The organism is Streptomyces sp. 8N706 (genome assembly GCF_052245415.1).
Taxonomy (GTDB): Bacteria; Actinomycetota; Actinomycetes; order Streptomycetales; family Streptomycetaceae; genus Streptomyces.
This window is the reverse complement of the sequence record NZ_JBQQBW010000069.1, coordinates 1-21,277: the sequence shown is the minus strand read 5'-3', so window position 1 is coordinate 21,277 and position 21,277 is coordinate 1. Positions and strand designations below refer to the sequence as shown.

Annotated in this window: 16 protein-coding genes and 1 pseudogene; 10 read left to right on the top strand and 7 right to left on the bottom strand. The window is 70.5% G+C overall.

The features are described from left to right. Window positions 1–136 precede the first annotated feature (136 nt). On the bottom strand, window positions 137–1,621 hold the full coding sequence (locus ACTWQE_RS23060) for a sodium:solute symporter (protein WP_443330932.1): 1,485 nt from the start codon (window positions 1,619–1,621) through the stop codon (window positions 137–139). A 146-nt stretch (window positions 1,622–1,767) separates the two neighbouring features. On the opposite strand from ACTWQE_RS23060, the gene ACTWQE_RS23055 reads away from it, so the two are divergent. Then, a complete protein-coding gene (locus tag ACTWQE_RS23055) occupies window positions 1,768–3,372 on the top strand; it encodes a PucR family transcriptional regulator (RefSeq protein WP_443330931.1) in 1,605 nt (534 codons plus the stop codon). Between the two features lie 102 nt (window positions 3,373–3,474). Here ACTWQE_RS23055 and ACTWQE_RS23050 read toward each other — a convergent pair whose 3' ends face one another. After that, the gene (locus ACTWQE_RS23050; protein ID WP_443330929.1) at window positions 3,475–4,854 is read right to left on the bottom strand and encodes an aspartate aminotransferase family protein; all 1,380 of its coding nucleotides are present in this window, start codon (window positions 4,852–4,854) and stop codon (window positions 3,475–3,477) included. A gap of 2 nt (window positions 4,855–4,856) precedes the next feature. Next, on the bottom strand, window positions 4,857–5,315 hold the full coding sequence (locus tag ACTWQE_RS23045) for an Lrp/AsnC family transcriptional regulator (protein WP_443330945.1): 459 nt from the start codon (window positions 5,313–5,315) through the stop codon (window positions 4,857–4,859). A 213-nt stretch (window positions 5,316–5,528) separates the two neighbouring features. Between ACTWQE_RS23045 and ACTWQE_RS23040 the strand changes: the two genes are divergently transcribed. Together ACTWQE_RS23040 and ACTWQE_RS23035 are read left to right on the top strand one after the other, a co-directional pair. Beyond that, entirely contained in the window at window positions 5,529–6,977 is a 1,449-nt protein-coding gene (locus tag ACTWQE_RS23040; protein ID WP_443330928.1) for a gamma-aminobutyraldehyde dehydrogenase, read from the top strand. A 245-nt stretch (window positions 6,978–7,222) separates the two neighbouring features. After that, window positions 7,223–7,775, top strand: a pseudogene (locus ACTWQE_RS23035) (Uma2 family endonuclease). Between the two features lie 43 nt (window positions 7,776–7,818). Here ACTWQE_RS23035 and ACTWQE_RS23030 read toward each other — a convergent pair. Both ACTWQE_RS23030 and ACTWQE_RS23025 read right to left on the bottom strand, forming a co-directional pair. Next, window positions 7,819–8,526: a glycerophosphodiester phosphodiesterase gene (locus tag ACTWQE_RS23030; protein ID WP_443330927.1), complete on the bottom strand. Its 708-nt coding sequence runs from the start codon at window positions 8,524–8,526 to the stop codon at window positions 7,819–7,821. Continuing rightward, window positions 8,514–9,536, bottom strand: coding sequence for an adenosine deaminase (locus tag ACTWQE_RS23025; protein ID WP_443330926.1), 1,023 nt, complete (start codon window positions 9,534–9,536; stop codon window positions 8,514–8,516). Before ACTWQE_RS23025 ends, ACTWQE_RS23030 begins: the two co-directional genes overlap by 13 nt. Before the next feature lie 202 nt (window positions 9,537–9,738). On the opposite strand from ACTWQE_RS23025, the gene ACTWQE_RS23020 reads away from it, so the two are divergent. The 7 genes from ACTWQE_RS23020 to ACTWQE_RS22990 all read left to right on the top strand — a co-directional run bounded on the left by ACTWQE_RS23020 (window position 9,739) and on the right by ACTWQE_RS22990 (window position 18,104). Continuing rightward, on the top strand, window positions 9,739–10,449 hold the full coding sequence (locus tag ACTWQE_RS23020; RefSeq protein WP_443330925.1) for a DUF4190 domain-containing protein: 711 nt from the start codon (window positions 9,739–9,741) through the stop codon (window positions 10,447–10,449). Between the two features lie 462 nt (window positions 10,450–10,911). Next, entirely contained in the window at window positions 10,912–12,426 is a 1,515-nt protein-coding gene (locus ACTWQE_RS23015; protein ID WP_443330924.1) for a gamma-aminobutyraldehyde dehydrogenase, read from the top strand. Window positions 12,427–12,474: 48 nt separating this feature from the next. Beyond that, complete coding sequence (locus ACTWQE_RS23010; RefSeq protein ID WP_443330923.1) at window positions 12,475–13,722, top strand: polyamine ABC transporter substrate-binding protein; 1,248 nt, start codon at window positions 12,475–12,477, stop codon at window positions 13,720–13,722. Between the two features lie 44 nt (window positions 13,723–13,766). Next, window positions 13,767–14,942: an ABC transporter ATP-binding protein gene (locus ACTWQE_RS23005; RefSeq protein WP_443330922.1), complete on the top strand. Its 1,176-nt coding sequence runs from the start codon at window positions 13,767–13,769 to the stop codon at window positions 14,940–14,942. Then, window positions 14,939–15,871, top strand: a complete 933-nt coding sequence (locus ACTWQE_RS23000) for an ABC transporter permease (protein WP_443330921.1) — start codon at window positions 14,939–14,941, stop codon at window positions 15,869–15,871. The genes ACTWQE_RS23005 and ACTWQE_RS23000 overlap by 4 nt, the downstream gene beginning before the upstream one ends. Next, the gene (locus ACTWQE_RS22995) at window positions 15,871–16,656 is read left to right on the top strand and encodes an ABC transporter permease (protein ID WP_443330920.1); all 786 of its coding nucleotides are present in this window, start codon (window positions 15,871–15,873) and stop codon (window positions 16,654–16,656) included. The genes ACTWQE_RS23000 and ACTWQE_RS22995 overlap by 1 nt, the downstream gene beginning before the upstream one ends. A 5-nt stretch (window positions 16,657–16,661) precedes the next feature. Further along, window positions 16,662–18,104, top strand: a complete 1,443-nt coding sequence (locus ACTWQE_RS22990) for an NAD(P)/FAD-dependent oxidoreductase (protein WP_443330919.1) — start codon at window positions 16,662–16,664, stop codon at window positions 18,102–18,104. Window positions 18,105–18,341: 237 nt separating this feature from the next. Here ACTWQE_RS22990 and ACTWQE_RS22985 read toward each other — a convergent pair whose 3' ends face one another. Further along, window positions 18,342–18,980 carry a phosphatase PAP2 family protein gene (locus tag ACTWQE_RS22985; RefSeq protein ID WP_443330918.1) on the bottom strand — a complete coding sequence of 213 codons (639 nt, stop codon included), beginning with the start codon at window positions 18,978–18,980 and terminating at the stop codon, window positions 18,342–18,344. A 400-nt stretch (window positions 18,981–19,380) separates the two neighbouring features. Beyond that, window positions 19,381–20,730, bottom strand: coding sequence for a 4-aminobutyrate--2-oxoglutarate transaminase (gene gabT, locus ACTWQE_RS22980; RefSeq protein ID WP_443330917.1), 1,350 nt, complete (start codon window positions 20,728–20,730; stop codon window positions 19,381–19,383). Between the last annotated feature and the right edge of the window lie 547 nt (window positions 20,731–21,277).

The following is a 21,277-nucleotide window of genomic DNA, read 5'->3' as shown; positions in this document are numbered from 1 at the left end:
TACGAGGTGCCACGGACTGGGGAGCCCGGCGGCGCGGACGGGATCGCCGGCACCGGGGGACGCGATGCGCCCGCCGGTGCCGGCTCCCTCCGCGGCGTGCCCGGGCGGGGCCGGAAGGCTCCGCCCGGGGCGGGGCTCAGGCGCCGGTGGTGGCGGGCGCCGTCTCTTCTTCGGCCACGGTCCCGGCGGGCTCGGTCCCGCCCGCGAGGCGCTTGCGCCAGGCGGCGAGCACCGCAGGATCCGTGGGCTTCGTGGCCAGGCTGACCACCACGTAGGCGGCGAGCGAGGCCAGCAGCCCGTAGTAGATGGGCTCGTTGGCGAGGATGCCCTTCGACGCCATGAGCGCGATGACGGTCAGGCCGCCCACACCGACCGAGGCGAGTGCGCCCGTGCCGGTGCCGCGCTTCCACAGAAGCCCGCCGAGGATCGGCACGAGCAGTCCGCCGACCAGCAGGTTGTAGGCGACCGTCAGCGCCTCGACGACGTTGTTGAGCAGGATCGCGATGACGATCACCGCGGCGCCCATGAGCACGATGAAGACCCGGTTGCCCTTCACCTCGTCGTGCGGCCCGCCGTCGTCGGTACGCGTCACGGCGCCGCGCAGGCGCTGCCAGATGTCGTTGTTGGCGACGGTCGCGCACGCGATGAGCGCGCCCGAGGAGGTCGACATGACCGCCGACAGCGCGGCGGCGAGGACCAGGCCCTTCACCCCGATCGGCAGGGCGTCCCTGACGATGGTGGCGAAGGCGTCGTCGGCGCTGGTGAGGTTCGGGTAGAGGACCTTTGCCGCGGTGCCGATCACCGAGCCCGCGACGGCGTACGCCAGGCAGTACACGCCCGCCGCGGTGCCGGCGTGCTTGGCGACCTTGTCACTGCGTGCGGTGAAGACCCGCTGCCAGATGTCCTGCCCGATGAGCATGCCGAAGGAGTAGATCAGTACATAGGTGAAGACCGTCTGCGCACCGATGCTCATGGGGGAGAAGTAGTCGTCCGGCAGCTCGGCCTGCATCTGCGCGAAGCCGCCGGCCTTGATCACCGCGATGGGCAGCAGCAGAAGCAGCACGCCGACCGTCTTGACGACGAACTGGACCATGTCGGTGAGAGTGATCGACCACATGCCGCCGAGGGTCGAGTAACAGACGACGATCGTGCCGCCGAGGATGATCGCGAGGACCCGGTCGAGCCCGAAGATCACATCGAAGATGGTGGCGTAGGCGATGGTCGAGGTGACCGCGAGCATCAGCGTGTACGACCACATCACCACACCGGAGATGAGCCCGGAGGAGCCGCCGTAGCGCAGATCCAGCATCTGGGAGACGGTGTACACCTTCAGCCGCGAGATGCGGGCCGAGAAGAAGATGCTCAGCGCCAGCAGTCCGAAGCCGATGGTGAAAACCAGCCAAGCGCCGGAGAGCCCGTACTGGTAGCCGAGCCCGACGCCGCCGATGGTGGAGGCGCCGCCGAGGACGATCGCGGCCATCGTGCCGGAGTACATCGCCGGACCGAGCCGGCGTCCGGCGACCAGGAACTCGCTCTTGGACTTGGCGCGGCGCATGCCCCACCAGCCCACGGCGAGCATGCCCGCCAGATAGATGACGATCACCGCGTAGTCGACAGCCATGGGCGCTCCTTGGTCCGATACGTGTCCGTGGAATAAGGCGGGCTTTCTGCGGTGTGACCCTAGGTGTCGCCGACGTGGCCGAAAAGTGTACGTTTCCTCTATCAGCAGCTGCTGGGAACGTACGAACCATCCAGGGGGTTCCGGCGATGGCCGACATCGTGCCGCCCACCGTTCCCGTCCCGCTCGCGATCCTGCTCGACCAGCCCGGCCTCGGACTGCGCCAGGTCGCGGGCCCGCGCGGAGACACATCCGTGTACGCGGTGCACACCAGTGAGATGGAGGATCCCGTCCCGTATCTGCTCGGCGGAGAGCTGTTGCTCAGCGCCGGGGTCCACTGCCCGTCCACCGAGGGGACCGGGACCTACTGGGACCACTACGTCTCCCGCACCGTCGAGGCGGGCGCGGCGGCGCTCGGCTTCGGCGTCGCGCCGGTCCACGACACGGTGCCCAGGGCGCTGGTGGAGGCCTGCGACACCTACGGTCTGCCGCTCGTCGAAGTGCCCCGGGAGACCCCCTTCACGGCGGTCGCCCGAGCGATGTGGCAGGCCATGGCCGAGCGGCGCCACCATGAGCTGCGCCGGATGACCGAGGCCCAGCAGGCGCTGGCGGGCGCCGCCGCCCGGGCGCACCCGGTACCGGCCGTGCTCCGACAGCTCGCCCAGCACCTGGGCGGGTGGGCGGTGCTGCTCGGGCCCGAGGGCACCGAGCTGTCCGCGGCCGGTACGCGTCCGGAGCGGGAGGTCCGTACGGCGGTGGCCTCGCTCGCCGCACGGCTGCGCCGCGGACCGTCCTCGGCGGCGGGTACGGCCGGTGAGCTGCATCTGAGCGCGTACGGACTGCCGGGTCCGGAGCCCTCGGGCGGGCGGCTGGCCCTGGGCGTGTGCGCCGCCCGCCGCGACGCGGTCGACGGCGCGATCGCCGGGGTCGCGGTCGTCCTGCTGTCCCTGCTGACCGGTCCCCGCGCCGGCGGCGCCGAGGCCGACCGTACGGCGGCGCTGGTCCGGCTGATGCTGGGGGCGGAACCGGCGGTGGTGGCGCCGCTGCTCGGGGACTCCGGCCGGGGCGCCGCACGCGAGACGGGCCCGTCGGCGCGCCCGGACGCACCCGCCGGCGCAGCCGGGGAATCGGGGGGCGAGCGGTCCCGGGCCGCGGGCGGGCCCGCTCCGGACCCTGCCCCTGGCGGCCGGTGGACGGTGGTCCACGGGCGGCGGCGCGGCCGGGCGAGGTCGGGAGAGCCGCTGTGGGCCGCGGAGCTCGCGGCCGGGCTCGGCACCTCGCTGATCGATCTCGACGGGGACACCCTGCGGGCTCTGGTGCCCGGCAGCGGCCCGGTGGAGACCCAGGCCGGCTGGACGCTGGGGGTGAGTCCCCCCGTGCCCGCGGACGAGCTGGCGCGCGGAGACGCCGAGGCCGCGCGCGCACTGCGGCGCGCGATGGCGGAACGCGCCCCTCTCGTACGGCACCGGGCCGACTCCGGCACCGGGGTCGTCTCGCTCGTCGCCCCGGAGGAGGCGCGTGCACTGGCCCGCGCCCGGCTCGCCCCGCTCGACGCCTCACCGGCGCTGGCCGAGACGCTGCGCGTCTGGTTGTCGCTGCATGGCAGCTGGGACCGGACGGCGGTCGCTCTGGAGATCCACCGCAACACGGTCCGGCAGCGCATCGCGCGCGCGGCGGAGCTGCTCGGCACCGATCTGGGGGATCCGGACGTCCGGATGGACCTCTGGTTCGCCCTCAAGTGGTTCCGGAGCTGACCACGCGTCCGGACACGGCTCCGGCCCGCCCCATGGAGGGAGGGGGACCACGAGGGTAGGGCCGCAGGGCCGGAGCCGGAACGCCGCGAGGGCGGCGCCGGGTCAGATCTTCGTCCAGGCCTCGGTGAGCACCTGACGGACGATCTGCTCGATCTCGTCGAAGGTCGACTGGTCCGCGATCAGCGGCGGGGAGAGCTGGATGACCGGGTCGCCGCGGTCGTCGGCGCGGCAGTACAGGCCGTACTCGAACAGCTTCTTCGACACGAAGCCGTAGAGCACGCGCTCGGACTCCTCGGCGCTGAAGGTCGCCTTGGTCGCCTTGTCCTTCACCAGCTCGATGCCGTAGAAGAAGCCGTTGCCGCGGACGTCGCCGACGATCGGCAGGTCGTGCAGCTTCCGCAGGGTCGACAGGAACGCCGACTCGTTGTCCAGCACATGCTGGGGCAGGCCCTCGCGCTCGAAGAGGTCGAGGTTGGCCAGCGCCACCGCGGCGGAGACCGGGTGACCGCCGAAGGTGTAGCCGTGCAGGAAGGTGTTGTCGCCCTGGTAGAACGGCTCGGCGATCCGGTCGGAGACGACGGCCGCGCCGATCGGGGAGTAGCCCGAGGTCATGCCCTTGGCGCAGGTGATGATGTCGGGGACGTAGCCGAACTTGTCACAGGCGAAGATCGTGCCGAGGCGGCCGAAGGCGCAGATGACCTCGTCGGAGACGAGGAGGACGTCGTACCGGTCGCAGATCTCGCGGACGCGCTGGAAGTAGCCGGGCGGCGGCGGGAAGCAGCCGCCGGCGTTCTGCACCGGCTCCAGGAAGACCGCGGCGACGGTCTCCGGGCCCTCGAACAGGATCTGCTGCTCGATCTGGTCGGCGGCCCAGCGCCCGAAGGCCTCAGGGTCGTCGCCGTGGATGGGCGCGCGGTAGATGTTGGTGTTCGGCACCTTGTGCGCGCCGGGGACCAGCGGCTCGAAGGGGGCCTTCAGCGCCGGCAGACCGGTGATGGACAGGGCGCCCTGCGGGGTGCCGTGATAGGAAACGGCCCGTGATATCACCTTGTACTTGGTGGGGTTGCCGGTGAGCTTGTGGTACTGCTTGGCCAGCTTCCAGGCGGTCTCGACGGCCTCACCGCCCCCGGTGGTGAAGAAGACCTTGTTGAGGTCTCCCGGGGCGTAGTGCGCCAGGCGTTCGGCCAGCTCGACGGCGCTCGGGTGGGCATAGGACCACACCGGGAAGAAGGCGAGCTCCGCGGCCTGCTTGGCGGCGACGTCGGCCAGCTCCTGACGGCCGTGCCCGGCCTGGACCACGAACAGGCCCGCGAGGCCGTCGAGGTACCTCTTCCCCTTGTCGTCGTAGATGTAGCTGCCCTCGCCGCGGACGATGGTCGGCACGGGGGCGTTCTCGTACGACGCCATGCGGGTGAAGTGCATCCACAGGTGGTCGTACGCCCTCTTGGAGGTGCTGGTCTGCGAAGCGGCGTCGGCGCTCATGGCTATCTGGTTCCCCAGGTGTAGGTCTGCTTGCGGAGCTTGAGGTAGACAAAGCTCTCGGTGGAGCGCACGCCGGGAAGCGTGCGGATCCGCTTGTTGATCATCTCCAGGAGGTGGTCGTCGTCCTCGCAGACGATCTCCACGATGAGGTCGAACGAGCCCGCGGTGATGACCACGTACTCCACCTCGTCCATCCCGGTCAGGGCGTCCGCGACCGGGTCGAGATCACCCTCGACGTTGATGCCCACCATCGCCTGGCGCCGGAAGCCCACGGTGAGCGGGTCCGTCACGGCGACGATCTGCATCACGCCCTGGTCGAGCAGCTTCTGTACGCGCTGCCGCACGGCTGCCTCGGAGAGGCCGACGGCCTTCCCGATCGCCGCGTACGGCCGGCGCCCGTCCTCCTGGAGCTGTTCGATGATCGCCAGGGAGACGGCGTCGAGCGGCGCGCTGCCGTTCATGCCCTTGGTGTCGCGAGTACGAGTGGCCACGCGGAACACTGTGCATGAGGACTCGACTGCCTGGCAACCCTCATTCAATGAAATCCGTTGTCTACGCCTTCGGAACTTACTGATTTCGTAGATGCAGGGGTGGCGGGTATGTCGAAAGCGTCACCTGAGCGGCTAGGGTGGGAGTGTCTCACCCATTGGACATCGCTGACAGGAGGGTGGCACGTGACCACCGAGCTGGGACGGATGCGCAAGCTCCGTAACTACATTGCCGGGGAGTTCCGGGACGCCGCCGACGGGCGGACCACGGAGGTGGTCAATCCGGCCACCGGCGAGGCGTACGCCACGGCTCCGCTGTCCGGCACCGCTGACGTGGACGCCGCCATGGCCGCCGCCGAGGCCGCGTTCCCGGCCTGGCGCGACCTCGTACCGGCCGAGCGCCAGAAGGCGCTGCTGAAGATCGCCGACGCGGTCGAGGCGCGGGCCGAGGAGCTCATCGCCGCCGAGTCCGAGAACACCGGCAAGCCCCTCGGCCTCACCCGGTCCGAGGAGATCCCGCCCATGGTCGACCAGATCCGCTTCTTCGCGGGGGCGGCACGGCTGCTGGAGGGTCGGTCGGCGGGCGAGTACATGGAGGGTCTGACCTCCATCGTCCGGCGCGAACCGGTGGGCGTCTGCGCCCAGGTCGCGCCGTGGAACTACCCGATGATGATGGCCGTGTGGAAGTTCGCCCCGGCGCTCGCCGCGGGCAACACGGTCGTTCTGAAGCCGTCCGACACCACCCCGGCCTCGACGGTTCTGCTCGCCGAGATCATCGGCGGGATCGTTCCCAAGGGCGTCTTCAACGTCGTCTGCGGCGACCGTGACACCGGCCGTCTGATGGTGGAGCACCGGACCCCGGCCATGGCCTCCATCACCGGCTCCGTGCGCGCCGGCATGCAGGTCGCCGAGAGCGCCTCCAAGGACCTCAAGCGGGTCCATCTGGAGCTGGGCGGCAAGGCCCCCGTGGTCGTCTTCGAGGACACCGACATCCCCAAGGCCGTCGAGGACATCTCGGTGGCGGGCTTCTTCAACGCGGGCCAGGACTGTACGGCTGCGACCCGGGTGCTCGTCCACGAGTCCATCCACGACGAGTTCGTGGCGGCGCTCGCCAAGGCCGCCAAGGACACCAAGACGGGCCTGCCGGACGACGAGGACGTGCTCTACGGCCCGCTCAACAACGCCAACCAGCTGGCCCAGGTCACCGGCTTCATCGACCGGCTGCCCTCGCACGCCAGGGTCGAGGCGGGCGGACACCGGGTCGGCGACCGGGGCTACTTCTTCGCCCCCACCGTCGTCTCCGGCCTCGACCAGGACGACGAGATCATCCAGAAGGAGGTCTTCGGCCCCGTCATCACCGTGCAGAAGTTCACCGACGAGGACCAGGCCGTCGAGTACGCCAACGGTGTCGAGTACGCCCTCGCCTCCTCGGTGTGGACCAAGAACCACGCGCGCGCCATGCGGATGTCGAAGAACCTCGACTTCGGCTGCGTGTGGATCAACACCCATATCCCGCTGGTCGCCGAGATGCCGCACGGCGGCTTCAAGAAGTCCGGCTACGGCAAGGACCTGTCGTCCTACGGCTTCGACGACTACACGCGCGTCAAGCATGTGATGACGTCCCTGGAGGGCTGACCGGCCCGGTCGGACCTCCCGAACGGCGGCGTGCCACGGAACGTCTCGTGGAGCGCCGCCGTCCACTTCGACGGGCACGGGACCGTCCGCCCGGCAGTCGGGAGTTGGGGTGGTGACCATCCCGCTGCTCGGCAGCACACATGAACGGGCTACTTGCGTATCGTTGGACCACGCGGCTCCACGTGTCGACGCGGGCAGCGGGGAGGAGCGGCACGGTGACCGTCGAGCTGACCGACAGGATCGAGATGGCCGACAGTGAAGAGCTGACCTTGGACGAACTGTTCGAGCGGCTGGAGCACATGCCTGTCCCCGAGGGCTACAAGGTCGAGATTGTCGAGGGGACCGTCTACCTGTCGCCGCAACGCGAAGTCCACTGGGACATCATCCTGGATGTCATTGTTGCGTGCCACGTACCCCCGGGTGCGGCTCAAGTCCGATGTCCGGATCGACTTCCCAGGTCGCCTCAACGGCTTCTCGCCCGACCTTGTCGCGCTGACGGAGGGGGCGCAGAAGGACAGCAAGGGGCTGAGGCGTTACCAGGACATCGAGTTCCTCCTGGAGGTCATCTCAAGGGGCACGGGCGCCAACGACTACGGCAGCAAGAGGACCATCTATGCCGAGGCCGCTGTGCCGGTCTACCTGATCGCCGACCCCTACCAGCGCAAGTGTCATCTCTACATGCACCCCAAAGAGGGGGAGTACCAAAGCGAGTTGACGGTTGCCTTCGGCGAGTCCGTCGATCTCACCGCCACGGTCGTCGGTCTGAGCCTCTCGACCGAGGACTTTCCCCGGGACTGAGCAGCGGGCCTGAACTTCGGGGCCGGAGGACGGCGGGCCTGGACTACGTTCCCGGTGCCCTGCTCGAGTCGGACACGTCGATCACCTTGCGCAGGATATCGATGCGGTTGGTGGTGACCGAGTCGACTCCCAGGCGCAGCAGACGCGTCATCGTGCGGCGGGTGTCCGCGGTCCAGGCCGCGACCAGCAGACCGTCGGCGTGGACCCGGTCGACGAGGTCCGCGCTCAGCAGTCCGAAGCGGTAGTTGAGCCAGCGGGGGCGGATTGCCGCCAGCAGGGACGGCCTGGGCGGGGCGAGGGTCGTCCAGGTGAGGGCGATCTCGGCGTCGCGGTCCTGCGCCCGGACGGCCAGCATGGCGTTCGCCCCGCCGCAGTAGTACGTACGCTCCGCGGCCCCGCAGTCCCGCACCTCGGCGACGGTCGTGGGCACCGCCGAGGGATCCGGGAGGTCGATGAACGCCCGGGCCGCGGGGGTGGCCTGGATCTGCGCGAGGCCCTCGCGCAGCTGGGGGACCCCGCCACCGGTCAGCTCCCGGACCTCCCGCGCGGTGAAGTCGGCGAGCGGGCGGTCGTACCCCCACAGCCGTTCCAAGGTCGCGTCATGGAGCAGTACGGGCCGGCCGTCGCGGGTGAGCCGTACGTCGACCTCCACCGCGTCCGCGCCCCGGTCCAGCGCGGAGCGCAGCGAGGGAAGGGTGTTCTCCCGGACCCGGTACGGGTCGCCGCGGTGGGCGATGGCTACTGCAGCCATGCCGCGGTGTAGCCGTCGATCTCGGCGGCGAGTTTGGCCTTGGCCGGCTGGTCGAGGAAGGACGCCTCGACGGCGTTCTTGGCGAGTTCGGCGAGGCCCGTCTCATCGAGGTCCAGCAGCCGGGCCGCGACGCCGTACTCGGTGTTGAGGTCGGTGCCGAACATGGGCGGGTCGTCGCTGTTGATGGTGACCAGCACACCGGCCGCGACCATCTCCCTGACCGGGTGCTCGTCGAGGTGGGCCACGGCGCGGGTGGCGATGTTGGAGGTGGGGCAGACCTCGAGGGGGATGCGGTGCTCGGCCAGGTGCTCCAGGAGCCGGGGGTCCCGCGTCGCGCTGGTGCCGTGCCCGATGCGCTCCGCCCGGAGCTCGGTGAGGGCGTCCCAGATGGTCTGCGGGCCCGTGACCTCGCCCGCGTGGGGCACGCTGTGCAGCCCCGCCGCGATGGCGCGGTCGAAATACGGCTTGAACTGGGGCCGGGGGACGCCGGCTTCCGGGCCGCCGAGCCCGAAGGAGACCAGCCCTTCCGGCCTCAGGTCGAGGGCGATGCGCGTGGTCTCCTCGGCGGAGTCCGGACCGGCCTCGCCGGGGATGTCGAAGCACCAGCGCAGCACCACGCCGAGTTCGGCCTCGGCGGCGCGGCGGGCGTCCTCGATGGCTTCGACGAAGGCCACGTCCGGAATGCCGCGGCGGGTGGAGCTGAACGGGGTGACGGTCAGCTCGGCGTAGCGGATGCTCTGCCGTGCCATGTCACGGGCGACCTCGTAGGTCAGCAGCCGGACGTCCTCGGCGTCGCGGATCAGGTCCACGACCGACAGATACACCTCGATGAAGTGCGCGAAGTCCCGGAAGGTGAAGTAGTCGACCAGGGCCTCGGGGTCGGTGGGCACCTTCGAGTCGGGGTGCCGTGCGGCGAGCTCGGCGACGATGCGCGGGGAGGCCGACCCGACGTGGTGCACATGGAGTTCCGCCTTGGGCAACCCGGCGATGAAGGTGTGCAGATCGGGCATCGGTCCTCCTGGGGACGGCTCATCTTCCGGCAGGGATCATCGTAGGCACGGACCGGCGCACCACCGGGGCCTGTTTCGGCGCCAGAACCTCCCTCCGGACGCCGGCGCCCCGTGGACCGCCGCCGGCCGGCCGGCCCCGGGGCAGCCGGTCCCGGGCCTGTGCACAGGCCGTAACATGGCGGGCATCCGAAGGGGGAGGACCATGTCCGACAGCTCCGAGGGGCCTCAGCAGCCCGGGCCGCGTGATCCCTGGGCTCCGCCGGAACAGCCGGTGCAGCCGGCCGGGCCCCGGCCGGTCACGCCGCCCGTCGCGGAGCAGCCGACGGTCACCTCCCTGCGGTATCCGGCGGCCGGGCAGCCTCCGGCCTCGCCGGTCCCGCCGCCCCCGATTGCCCCCACCGGCCCCGGTGCCCCCGGCTACGGGCCGTACGGCGGCGCCTCCCCCTACGGTGCGGGCGGCCCCTACGACACCACCGGCTACGGCACGGCCTACGGCAGTGGCAGCCCGTACGCCGTCGGCCCGTCCGGCTATCCGGGCGCCGGCTACGGCCATGCTCCGCACCCCGCCGGATACGGGGCGGCCAACGGCCTGGGGATCACCGGGCTGGTGCTCGGCATCATCGGCACCGTCTGCACGGCCTCGATCGTCGCTTTCTTCCTGGGTATCCTCCTCGGCGTCCTGGCGATCGTCTTCGGGGCCATCGGCCGGGCCAAGGCCTCGCGGGGCGAGGCGGCCAACGGAGGACAGGCCCTGGCCGGTCTCGTCCTCGGCCTGATCGCGCTCGTCGGCGGCATCGCCATCCTGATCGGCCTCATCGTCGACATCTCGAACGACCCGGAGCCCGTTGGCGGACCGGACACCGAGAGCTACAGCGCATCGTCCGTGCCCTACGGGTACGCCACCACGCGCTGACACGGGCCGCCGCCGCTCACCCGGGGCGCGCCGCTACGGCCACGGTTCCGCAGGCTGTCCCCGCGCCTCCCCCGCCCCTGGGCCCCCATCCCACCCGTTCCTCCGCTCCACGCGCGCGTGCTCCGGCCGGGCGGGCCCGACCCGCCCACGCCGCACCGGGAGCCATCGCGGGGGCGGTCCTTCGCGCGGGCCCGTGCCGGACCGCTGCCGGTCCCTCCGGAGCCGGGGCGCCGATGACCGCGGCCCTGGCCGGACCCGCCCGCTCCGCAAGGACCGCGGCCTGACCGGACAGTTCGTCCAGTCGGCATGAACCGAACTCGACGCAATGACCGATTTCGTCGCGTAATCAAAAGGCAACAACGGAATCCCTTGTTGAAGGCATGTTGCTCTGTCAGGATCAGCCTTCAATTCGAGCTGGAGCTACGCCGACCGCCATCCCAGGGGAAGGTGGAGGAGAGCGATATGAGGCATTCCTTCCAAGCAGAGAGCCGCTTCGCGGAGGGCGCGCAGTACATCGCGGGGGACCTGCGGCCGGGGACGTCCGGCCGCCGGCACGCGGTGGTCGACCCCGCGACGGGCCACAGCGTGTACGCGTACGAGCTGGCCGGGACCGCCGATGTCGACGCCGCCGTCGAGGCCGCCGCGCGGGCCTTTCCCGCGTGGGCCGGAGCCACTCCGGGGGAGCGCTCCGACCTCATGCACCGCTTCGCGGCCGTACTCGCCGAGCAGTCCGAGGAGTTCGCGGACGCCGAGTCGCTCCAGTGCGGAAAACCGGTCAAGCTCTCCACCGAGTTCGACGTGCCGGGCACCGTCGACAACGCCGCCTTCTTCGCCGGTGCCGCCCGCCATCTGGAGGGCATGTCCGCAGGGGAGTACAGCGGCGACCACACCTCGTACATCCGCCGTGAACCGATCGGCGTCGTCGGCTCCATCGCCCCCTGGAACTACCCGTTGCAGATGGCCGCCTGGAAGGTCCTCCCCGCCATCGCCGCCGGCAACACCATCGTTCTCAAGCCCGCCGAACTGACCCCGCTGACCTCCCTGATGTTCGCCCGTGCCGCCACCGAGGCCGGTATTCCGGACGGCGTCGTCAACATCGTCAGCGGCGCGGGCCGGGACGCCGGCGAGCATCTGGCCGGCCACCCGGACGTCGCCATGGCCTCCTTCACCGGATCGACGCCCGTCGGCAAGCGCGTCGCCGAGATCGCCACGAGCACCGTCAAGCGCCTCCACCTCGAACTCGGCGGCAAGGCGCCGTTCGTGGTGTTCGACGACGCCGACCTGGAGGCCGCCGTGCACGGCGCGGTCGCCGGCGCCCTGATCAACACCGGCCAGGACTGCACCGCCGCCACCCGCGCATACGTCCAGCGACCCCTCTACGCCGCCTTCGTGGCCGGTGTCGCCGATCTGATGGCCACCGTCCGCCTCGGCGACCCGTTCGACCCGGCCACCGATCTCGGCCCGCTCATCTCGTACCGACAGCGCGACCGTGTCGCGGGTTTCGTGGAGCGCGCCCGGTCGTACGCCACCGTGGTCACCGGCGGCCGGGCTCCGCGGGGAGAGCTCGCGACGGGCGCCTACTACCTCCCCACCCTGGTGACCGGCGCCGCCCAGGACAGCGAGATCGTCCAGTCGGAGATCTTCGGGCCCGTCCTGGTCGTGCTGCCGTTCGACAGCGACGACGAGGGCCTCGCGCTCGCCAACGACACCCCGTACGGCCTCGCGGCCTCAGCCTGGAGCCGGGACGTCTACCGCACGGGCCGGGCGACCCGGGAGATCAAGGCCGGTTGCGTCTGGATCAACGACCACATCCCGATCCTCAGCGAGATGCCCCACGGCGGCTACCGGGCCTCCGGCTTCGGCAAGGACATGTCGGCGTACTCCTTCGAGGAGTACACGCAGGTCAAGCATGTGATGTTCGACAACACCGCGGTGGCCAGGAAGGACTGGCACCGCACCGTCTTCGGGGACCGCTGACCGAGAGAGCGGCTGACCACCGGCCGACATCCGTGAAAGGCACAGCGCATGGAGCAGTACGAGCCAGAGACCCTGTCCGCGCCGCAGCTGTCCGCCATCCGGCGGAGCATGGCCGGGGGCCGTATGGCCATGAGCCGCCGGTCGCTGCTGCGCGCGACCGGCGGGGGCGCCCTCGCCCTCGGCGGGCTCGGGGCTCTGAGCGCCTGCGGCATCCCGCCCGCCGGGCGTACGGCCGAGGCCGGGGCCGCCGACGACCACTCCGACGAGGAGAAGCTGCTCACCTTCTCCAACTGGACGGAGTACATCGATGTCAGCGATGACAACAAGCGCCGGCCGACGCTGGAGCAGTTCAAGCGGCGCACCGGCGTCACGGTCAAGTACACCGAGGACATCAACGACAACGTCGAGTTCTTCGGCAAGATCAAGCCGCAGCTGGCCAACGGCCAGGACACCGGCCGCGATCTGATCTGCGTCACCGACTGGCTCGCCGGGCGCATGATCCGGCTCGGCTGGATGCAGAAGCTCGACCAGTCCAACGTGCCCACCGCCTATGCCAACCTGGCCGAGGGCTTCCGCAGCCCCGACTGGGACCCGGTCCGCGCCCACTCCTACGCCTGGACCGGTATCCCGGCCGTCATCGCGTACAACGAGAAGGCCACCGGCGGCCGCAAGGTCACCTCCGTGTCCCAGCTCCTGGAGGACCCCCGCCTCAAGGGCAGGGTCGGCATGCTGACGGAGATGCGCGACACCGTCGGGCTGACCCTCCTCGACATGGGCAAGAAGCCCGAGGACTTCACGGCCGACACCTTCGACGCCGCCATCGCCCGCCTCCAGAAGGGCGTCGACCGCAAGCAGATCCGCCGCTTCACGGGCAACGACTACATCGACGACCTCAACAAGGGCGACATCGCCGCCTGTATCGCCTGGGCGGGCGACCTCGTCCAGCTGCAGGCGGACAATCCGGCGATCAGGTTCGCCCTGCCCGACTCCGGTTTCATGATGTCGACCGACAACCTGCTGATCCCCAACAAGGCACGGCACAAGCGGAACGCCGAACGCTTCATCGACTACGTCTACGAGCCGAAGGTCGCCGCGAAAATCGCCGCCTACATCAACTACGTGTGCCCGGTCGACGGCGTGCGCGAGGAGCTGGTGAAGATCGACAAGGATCTCGCCACCAACCCACTCATCCTCCCGGACGAGGAATTCACCGCGAAGGCCCATGAGTTCCGGCTGCTCTCCGCCACGGAGGAGACGGCGTTCGAGGAGAAGTTCGCCAAGCTCATCGGCGCCTGACCGCCCCGGCCGGCCCCTGCCCTCACGAAACCTGGGAACCACCTATGACAGAGACCTCCTCGTCCCGGAACAGCGGCGGAGACGTCCGCCTCACCGGGATCAGCAAGACGTACGGTTCCTTCACCGCCGTCCAGCCGCTGGACCTCGAGGTGCCCGCGGGCTCCTTCTTCGCCCTGCTCGGCGCCTCCGGGTGCGGCAAGACCACCACCCTGCGCATGATCGCGGGCCTGGAGGAGCCCACCTCCGGCACCGTCCGGCTGGCCGGTCAGGACGTCACCGGCCTGCCCCCGTACAAGCGCCCGGTCAACACCGTCTTCCAGAACTACGCGCTCTTCCCGCATCTCGACATCTTCGAGAACATCGCCTTCGGCCTGCGCCGCCGCGGCGTCGGATCGGTGAAGAAGCAGGTCGGCGAGATGCTCGACCTCGTACAGCTCGGCGACTACGCCCGCCGCAAACCGCAGCAGCTCTCCGGCGGGCAGCAGCAGCGCGTCGCCGTCGCCCGTGCTCTGATCAACCACCCCCAGGTGCTGCTCCTCGACGAGCCGCTGGGCGCCCTCGACCTCAAGCTGCGCCGCCGGATGCAGCTCGAACTCAAGCGCATCCAGACCGAGGTGGGAATCACCTTCGTCCATGTCACCCACGACCAGGAAGAGGCCATGACCATGGCCGACACGGTCGCGGTGATGAACGGGGGACGCGTGGAGCAGCTCGGCGCCCCCGCCGACCTCTACGAGAGTCCGCGCACCACCTTCGTCGCCAACTTCCTCGGCACCTCCAACCTCATCGAGGCCGAGATAGCCGAGGCGACCGGTGACGATCTGCTGCTCAAGGCCGCCGACAGCAAGCTCCGGCTGCCTGCCGGACGCAGTCCTGCCACGGCCCGTACGGGCGGCAGGATCCTCGCCGGCGTACGCCCCGAGAAGGTGTCCCTGGTCCACGCCGACGAGGCCGGGTCCATCGACGACGGGCGCAACCGGATCACCGGACGCATCAGGGACGCGAGCTTCATCGGCGTGTCCACGCAGTACGTCATCGACAGCCCGGCCGGCGGAGAGCTGGCCGTCTACGAGCAGAACATCGAGCGGGACGTACGGCTCCTGCCCGGAGCCGAGGTCGTCCTGCACTGGAACCCGGCCCACACCTTCGGCCTCGACGCCTCCCAGTCCGTCCTCGACGGGACGGTCGGCGCCGCGGGCACCGACGAGGAGGGGGCATGAAGGCCTCCTCCGCGTCCTCCCCGCACGCCCCCGAGGCCCCGCCCCCGCGGACCGGCACGGCCGCGTCCCGGAGGCGCCTCGTCCCGTACTGGCTGCTGCTGCCGGGCCTGGTCTGGCTGTTGGTCTTCTTCGCCGCCCCGATGGTCTACCAGGCCTCCACCTCGCTCCAGACGGGCTCGCTCGAAGAGGGCTTCGAGGTCACCTGGCGCATCGCGACCTACTGGGACGCGCTGAGCGAGTACTACCCGCAGTTCCTGCGCTCCGTCCTCTACTCCGGCACCGCCACCGTGCTGTGTCTGCTGGTCGGCTATCCGCTCGCCTACACCATCGCCTTCCGGGCGGGCCGCTGGCGCAACCTGGTCCTGGTCCTGGTCATCGCGCCGTTCTTCACCAGCTTCCTCATCCGTACGCTCGCCTGGAAGACGATCCTGGCCGACGGCGGCCCCGTGGTCGGAGCGCTCAACGCCCTGCACATCCTCGACGTGACCTCCTGGCTGGGCGTCACCGACGGCGAGCGCGTCCTCGCCACACCGCTCGCCGTGATCTGCGGACTCACCTACAACTTCCTGCCGTTCATGATCCTTCCGCTCTACACCTCCCTGGAGCGGATCGACGTGAGGCTGCACGAGGCGGCCGGCGATCTCTACGCCAAGCCCTTCACCGCCTTCCGGAAGGTGACCTTCCCGCTCTCCATGCCGGGCGTCGTCGCGGGGACGCTGCTCACCTTCATCCCGGCCACCGGTGACTACATCAACGCCGAACTGCTGGGCTCCACCGACCAGAAGATGGTCGGAAACGTCATCCAGTCGCAGTTCCTCCGCGTACTCGACTACCCGACGGCCGCCGCGCTGTCCTTCATCCTCATGGCGGCGATCCTGGCGATGGTCACCGTCTACATCCGCAAGTCCGGGACGGAGGACCTCGTCTGATGCGCTGGCTGCGACGCAACCTCGTGGTGATCGCGGGCGTGCTGACGCTCGCCTATCTGATCGTGCCGAACGTCATCGTCATGGTCTTCTCCTTCAACAAGCCCAACGGGCGGTTCAACTACACGTGGCAGCGGTTCTCCACCGACGCCTGGACCGACCCCTGCGGCGTCGCCGACCTGTGCGGCTCCCTCTCCCTGAGCCTCCACATCGCGCTCTGGGCGACCGTCGGCGCGACCGTCCTGGGCACGATGATCGCCTTCGCGCTCGCCCGCTACCGCTTCCGGGCCCGCGGGGCCGTGAACACGCTCATCTTCCTGCCCATGGCGATGCCCGAAGTCGTCATGGGCGCCTCCCTCGGCACGCTCTTCCTCAACATGGGCGCGCGGTTCGGCTTCTGGACGCTCCTCATCGCCCACGTCATGTTCTGCCTGAGCTTCGTCGTCGTGGCGGTCAAGGCGCGCGTGATGAGCATGGACCCCCGGCTCGAACAAGCCGCGCAGGACCTCTACGCGTCGCCCCTCCAGACTCTTCTGAGGGTCACCCTGCCGATCGCCGCCCCCGGCATCGCCGCCGGTGCGCTGCTCTCCTTCGCGCTCTCCTTCGACGACTTCATCATCACCAACTTCAACGCGGGCTCGACCGTGACCTTCCCCATGTTCGTGTGGGGCTCGGCGCAGCGCGGGACGCCCGTGCAGATCAACGTCATCGGTACGGCGATGTTCGCCGTCGCCGTCCTGTGCGTACTCACCGGCCAACTGCTCGGCAACCGTCGCAAGAGGAGCTGAGAACCATGGCACGAGCTGCCATGACGCGTCCTTCCGGGGGAGACGCCCCCGGGTCCGGTGCGGTCCGGTCCCTCGCCGAGGCCCAGCCGGTCCCGTACTGGCTGGACGACCCCGGCAAACCCCGCGCCCGCCCGGCCCTCGTCGGCGAGGAGCGGTGCGATCTGCTCGTCGTCGGCGGCGGGTACTCCGGGCTGTGGAGCGCGCTCATCGCCAAGGAGCGCGACCCCGGCCGGGATGTCGTCCTCATCGAGGGCCATGAGGTGGGCTGGGCCGCCTCGGGGCGCAACGGCGGCTTCTGCGCCGCCTCCCTCACCCACGGTTTCGCCAACGGGCTCTCCCGCTGGCCGAAGGAGATCGTGAAACTGGAGGAGCTCGGCCGGCGCAACCTGGACGCGATCGAGTCCGCCGTCAGCCGTTACGCCATCGACTGCGACTTCGAGCGGACCGGCGAGATCGACGTCGCCACCGAGCCGCATCAGGTCACCGAGCTGCTCGAGGCGTCCGAGGAAGCCGCCCGGCTCGGCACCGACCTGCCCTTCCTGGACCGTGACCAGGTCCGGGCCGAAGTGGACTCGCCCACCTTCCTGGGCGGAGTCTTCGACCGCACGGGTGTGGCGATGCTCAATCCGGCCAGGCTGGCCTGGGGCCTCAAGCAGGCCTGCCTCGACCTGGGCGTACGGATCCATGAGCGCACCCGCGCCACTGAGCTCGGCCCCAGCGGCGCGGGGATGGCCGTCCGGACGCCCTACGGCCGGGTGCTCGCCCGGCACGTCGCCCTCGGCACCAACGCCTTCCCCTCACTGGTGCGGCGCGTCCGCCCGTATGTCGTCCCCGTGTACGACTACGCGCTGATGACGGAACCGCTGACCGACGACCAGCTGGCCTCGATCGGCTGGAAGAACCGCCAGGGCCTGAGCGACAGCGCCAACCACTTCCATTACTTCCGGCTGACGGCCGACAACCGCGTCCTGTGGGGCGGCTACGACGTCATCTACCACTACGGCGGCAGGATCGCCGAGGACTTCAACCAGCGCCCGGAGACGTATCTCAAGCTCGCGGCCCACTTCTTCCGCTGCTTCCCGCAGCTGGAAGGGGTGCGCTTCAGCCACACCTGGGGCGGCGTCATCGACACCTGCTCCCGCTTCTCGCCCTTCTTCGGCACGGCCCACGGCGGCCGGGTGGCCTATGCCGTCGGCTACACCGGCCTCGGCGTGGGCGCCAGCCGCTTCGGCGCGGAGGTGATGCTCGATCTGCTCGGCGGCGAACGCACGGAGCGCACGGACTCGGAGATGGTCCGCAGGAAGCCGCTGCCCTTCCCGCCCGAGCCGGTGCGCTGGGCGGGGATCGGCCTCACCCAGTGGTCGCTGGCCCGCTCCGACACCAACGGGGGGCGTCGGAACCTCTGGTTGAAGGCGATGGACCGGGTCGGGCTGGGGTTCGACTCGTGAGCCTCCCGCAGGAGGCCTGGCCCGGGGCGACCGTACGGGGGGCACGAGCAGGCGGGGTGACTCGAGGACGCGTGGGAACCGGGAGTCCGAACGCGGCGCCGGTGACTCGGGGGATGCCCGGGGTCCCGTCCGCGCCTGCGGTGGCCGTTACCGCTCCGGGCAGTGGCCGGGCCTCCCCGCTCCGGGGCGGTGCTTGTGACTCGGGTATGCCCAAGCTCCCGGCCGCGCCTGAGGTCCTCACCGCTCCGCGGCCGTGCCGGTGACGCTCCCGGACACGACGCGTGCCACGCCCCACAGCAGCAGGGCGCACAGGCACCAGCTGCCGATGACATCCAGCGGCCAGTGATAGCCGCGCCGGACCAGCCCCGCACCCACCGCGAGGTTCAGCAGCAGGACGGCCGCGACGGCCAGACGGCGGGTCACCGTGCGGCGGACATGCGGCAGCAGGAGCAGGGCCGCCGCACCGAAGGCGACGGCGGCCGTGGCCGTGTGGCCGGAGGGGTACCAGCCGTAGTCCTCCGCGGGCCCGAGCGGTCCCGGCCGGGCGATCCAGAGCTTGAGCGGGACGACGAGTGCCGGGACCGCCGCCATCGCCAGAGCCGCCGCGACCGACGGCAGCCACCACCACGGACGTACGCGCCGCGGCGACGGCGCCCGGGCCCCGTCCCGGCCGCCGTCGGGGCCGGCTTCGGCGCGGGCCCCACAGCTCCGGAAACCCCGCCACGCCGACCAGCAGACCGCCGCGACCAGCACCGGCAGACCGACCTCCGTGTTGCCGAGCCCGGCGCAGAACTCGGCGACCGGGGAGGGGCTGTGCGGACGGGACAGGGCCCGGCCGAGCCGCTCGTCCAGCGCGAGCAGCGGGCCGTGCGCCATCACCTGCCAGGTGAGCAGTGCGAAGAGAACCGCGCACAGCGCCGGCAGAGCGAGGGCCGTCAGAAGAGGGGGGAGAGAAGGCGGCCGCCCCGGAACAGGGGGGAGAGTTCCGGGGCGGCCGCTGCGACCGGTGTGCCGCGCGCCCCGGGGGGTGTGGGGCGGGCGGCCGTCCGATCGGTGAGGAGTTCCGGAGCCGGAGGCTCCAGCGGTGTGCGCGAGGGCACGGCCGGGCCGGTGCTGGGGACGCGCCGACTCGGCATCGCTCGCAGTCCCCTGCGAGCGGGGTGTTTCTCTCATCTGCAGGAACCGTACGCCAGGCGGGGCGGGCCGGACAGACGGATCACCCGTCCGCCATCGGCCCCCCACACATTCTTCACGGAGCCACTCGGACCAGGAGGGATCACAGCCCGGCGAGGGCGTTCTCGAGGATGTCCAGGCCCTCGGCCAGCAGGTCCTCGCCGATGACCAGCGGCGGCAGGAAGCGGAGCACATTGCCGTACGTACCGCAGGTGAGGACGAGCAGGCCCTCCTGGTGGCAGGCCTTCGCCAGCGCGGCCGTCGCCTCCGGGTTCGGGTCCTTCGAACCGGACTGGACCAGCTCGATCGCGATCATCGCGCCACGGCCGCGGATGTCGCCGATGACGTCGTACTTGTCCTGCATGGCGGTGAGGCGGCCCTTCATGACCTCCTCGATCCGCTTGGCCTTGGCGTTGAGGTCCAGCTCGCGCATGGTCTCGATCGCGCCGAGCGCCGCGGCGCACGCCACCGGGTTGCCGCCGTAGGTGCCGCCCAGGCCGCCGCTGTGCGCGGCGTCCATGATCTCGGCGCGGCCGGTGACGGCGGCGAGCGGCAGACCGCCCGCGATGCCCTTGGCGGTCGTGATCAGGTCCGGGACGATGCCCTCGTCCTCGCAGGCGAACCACTGGCCGGTCCGGCAGAAGCCGGACTGGATCTCATCGGCCACGAAGACGATGCCGTTGTCGTTGGCGAACTTCACCAGCGCGGGCAGGAAGCCCTTGGCCGGCTCGATGAAGCCGCCCTCACCGAGGACCGGCTCGATCACGATCGCGGCCACGTTCTCCGCGCCGATCTGCTTGGAGATCATGTCGATGGCCTGGGCCGCGGCCTCCTGGGCGCAGTTCTCCGGGCCGGTCAGCCACCGGTAGGGGTAGGCGACCGGAACCCGGTAGACCTCCGGCGCGAACGGGCCGAACGAGTGCTTGTACGGCATGTTCTTGGCGGTGAGCGCCATCGTCAGGTTCGTCCGGCCGTGGTAGCCGTGGTCGAACACGACGACCGCCTGCCGCTTGGTGTGGGCGCGGGCGATCTTCACCGCGTTCTCCACCGCCTCGGCGCCGGAGTTGAACAGCGCGGACTTCTTGGCGTGGTCCCCGGGGGTGAGCTTGGCGAGCTCCTCACAGACCTCTACATAGCCCTGGTACGGAGTCACCATGAAACAGGTGTGGGTGAAGTCGGCGAGCTGGGCGGACGCGCGGCGTACGACGGCCTCCGCGCTGCTGCCGACCGAGGTGACGGCGATACCGGAGCCGAAGTCGATCAGCGAGTTGCCGTCCACGTCCTCGATGACGCCGCCGCCCGCGCGTGCGGTGAAGACCGGCAGCACGGACCCGACGCCGCCGGCGACCGCGGCGCTCCGGCGGGCCTGCAACTCCTGCGACTTCGGCCCGGGGATCGCGGTGACGACGCGGCGCTCCTGCGGGAGCGAGGGGCCTCCGGCGGTTGCGGTCATGGTGATCTCCTGTGCTCGTGTCGGGTGTCCCGAATGTCCGGTGTCCCGGAGTGGACGTGGTCGGACGTGGTCGAACGCGGGGGCGAACGTGGTCGTACCCGCGCAGGGATGAACGTGGTCTTACTCACGCAGGCTAGGGCCGGGGAGGGGCGTGGGGCATGCTCCGTTCGGTAGCGCTGGGTGTGTCGGGTTGTCCGCGGCGGACATACCGGTGCCGTGCCCTCGCCGGGCGGGCCGTTCCACGGTGCCGTGCCCCGCTGGGCCCGGGGAGGTGGTGGTGCTTCGCGGCGGGGATGGGGTGGTTCAACGGGCCTGGGCCCGTGGTTTGCGGGCCGGTGGTTGCGGGTTCCGTGGCCGGGGCCTCCGGGGCTGGGGGTCCTGGAACGTCTCTTTACGGGCCTGGCGGCCCACAAATATACGGAAGTTTCCAGAACCCCCACCCCTACGACCCCGGCCCCCTCCCGCCGGTGGCCAGTGCTCGCCCAAGTCCTGGGCTCACCCCTGGGTGGGCGGCAGCGGGTGTCCCTGCGAAGGCTTCCCGCAGTAC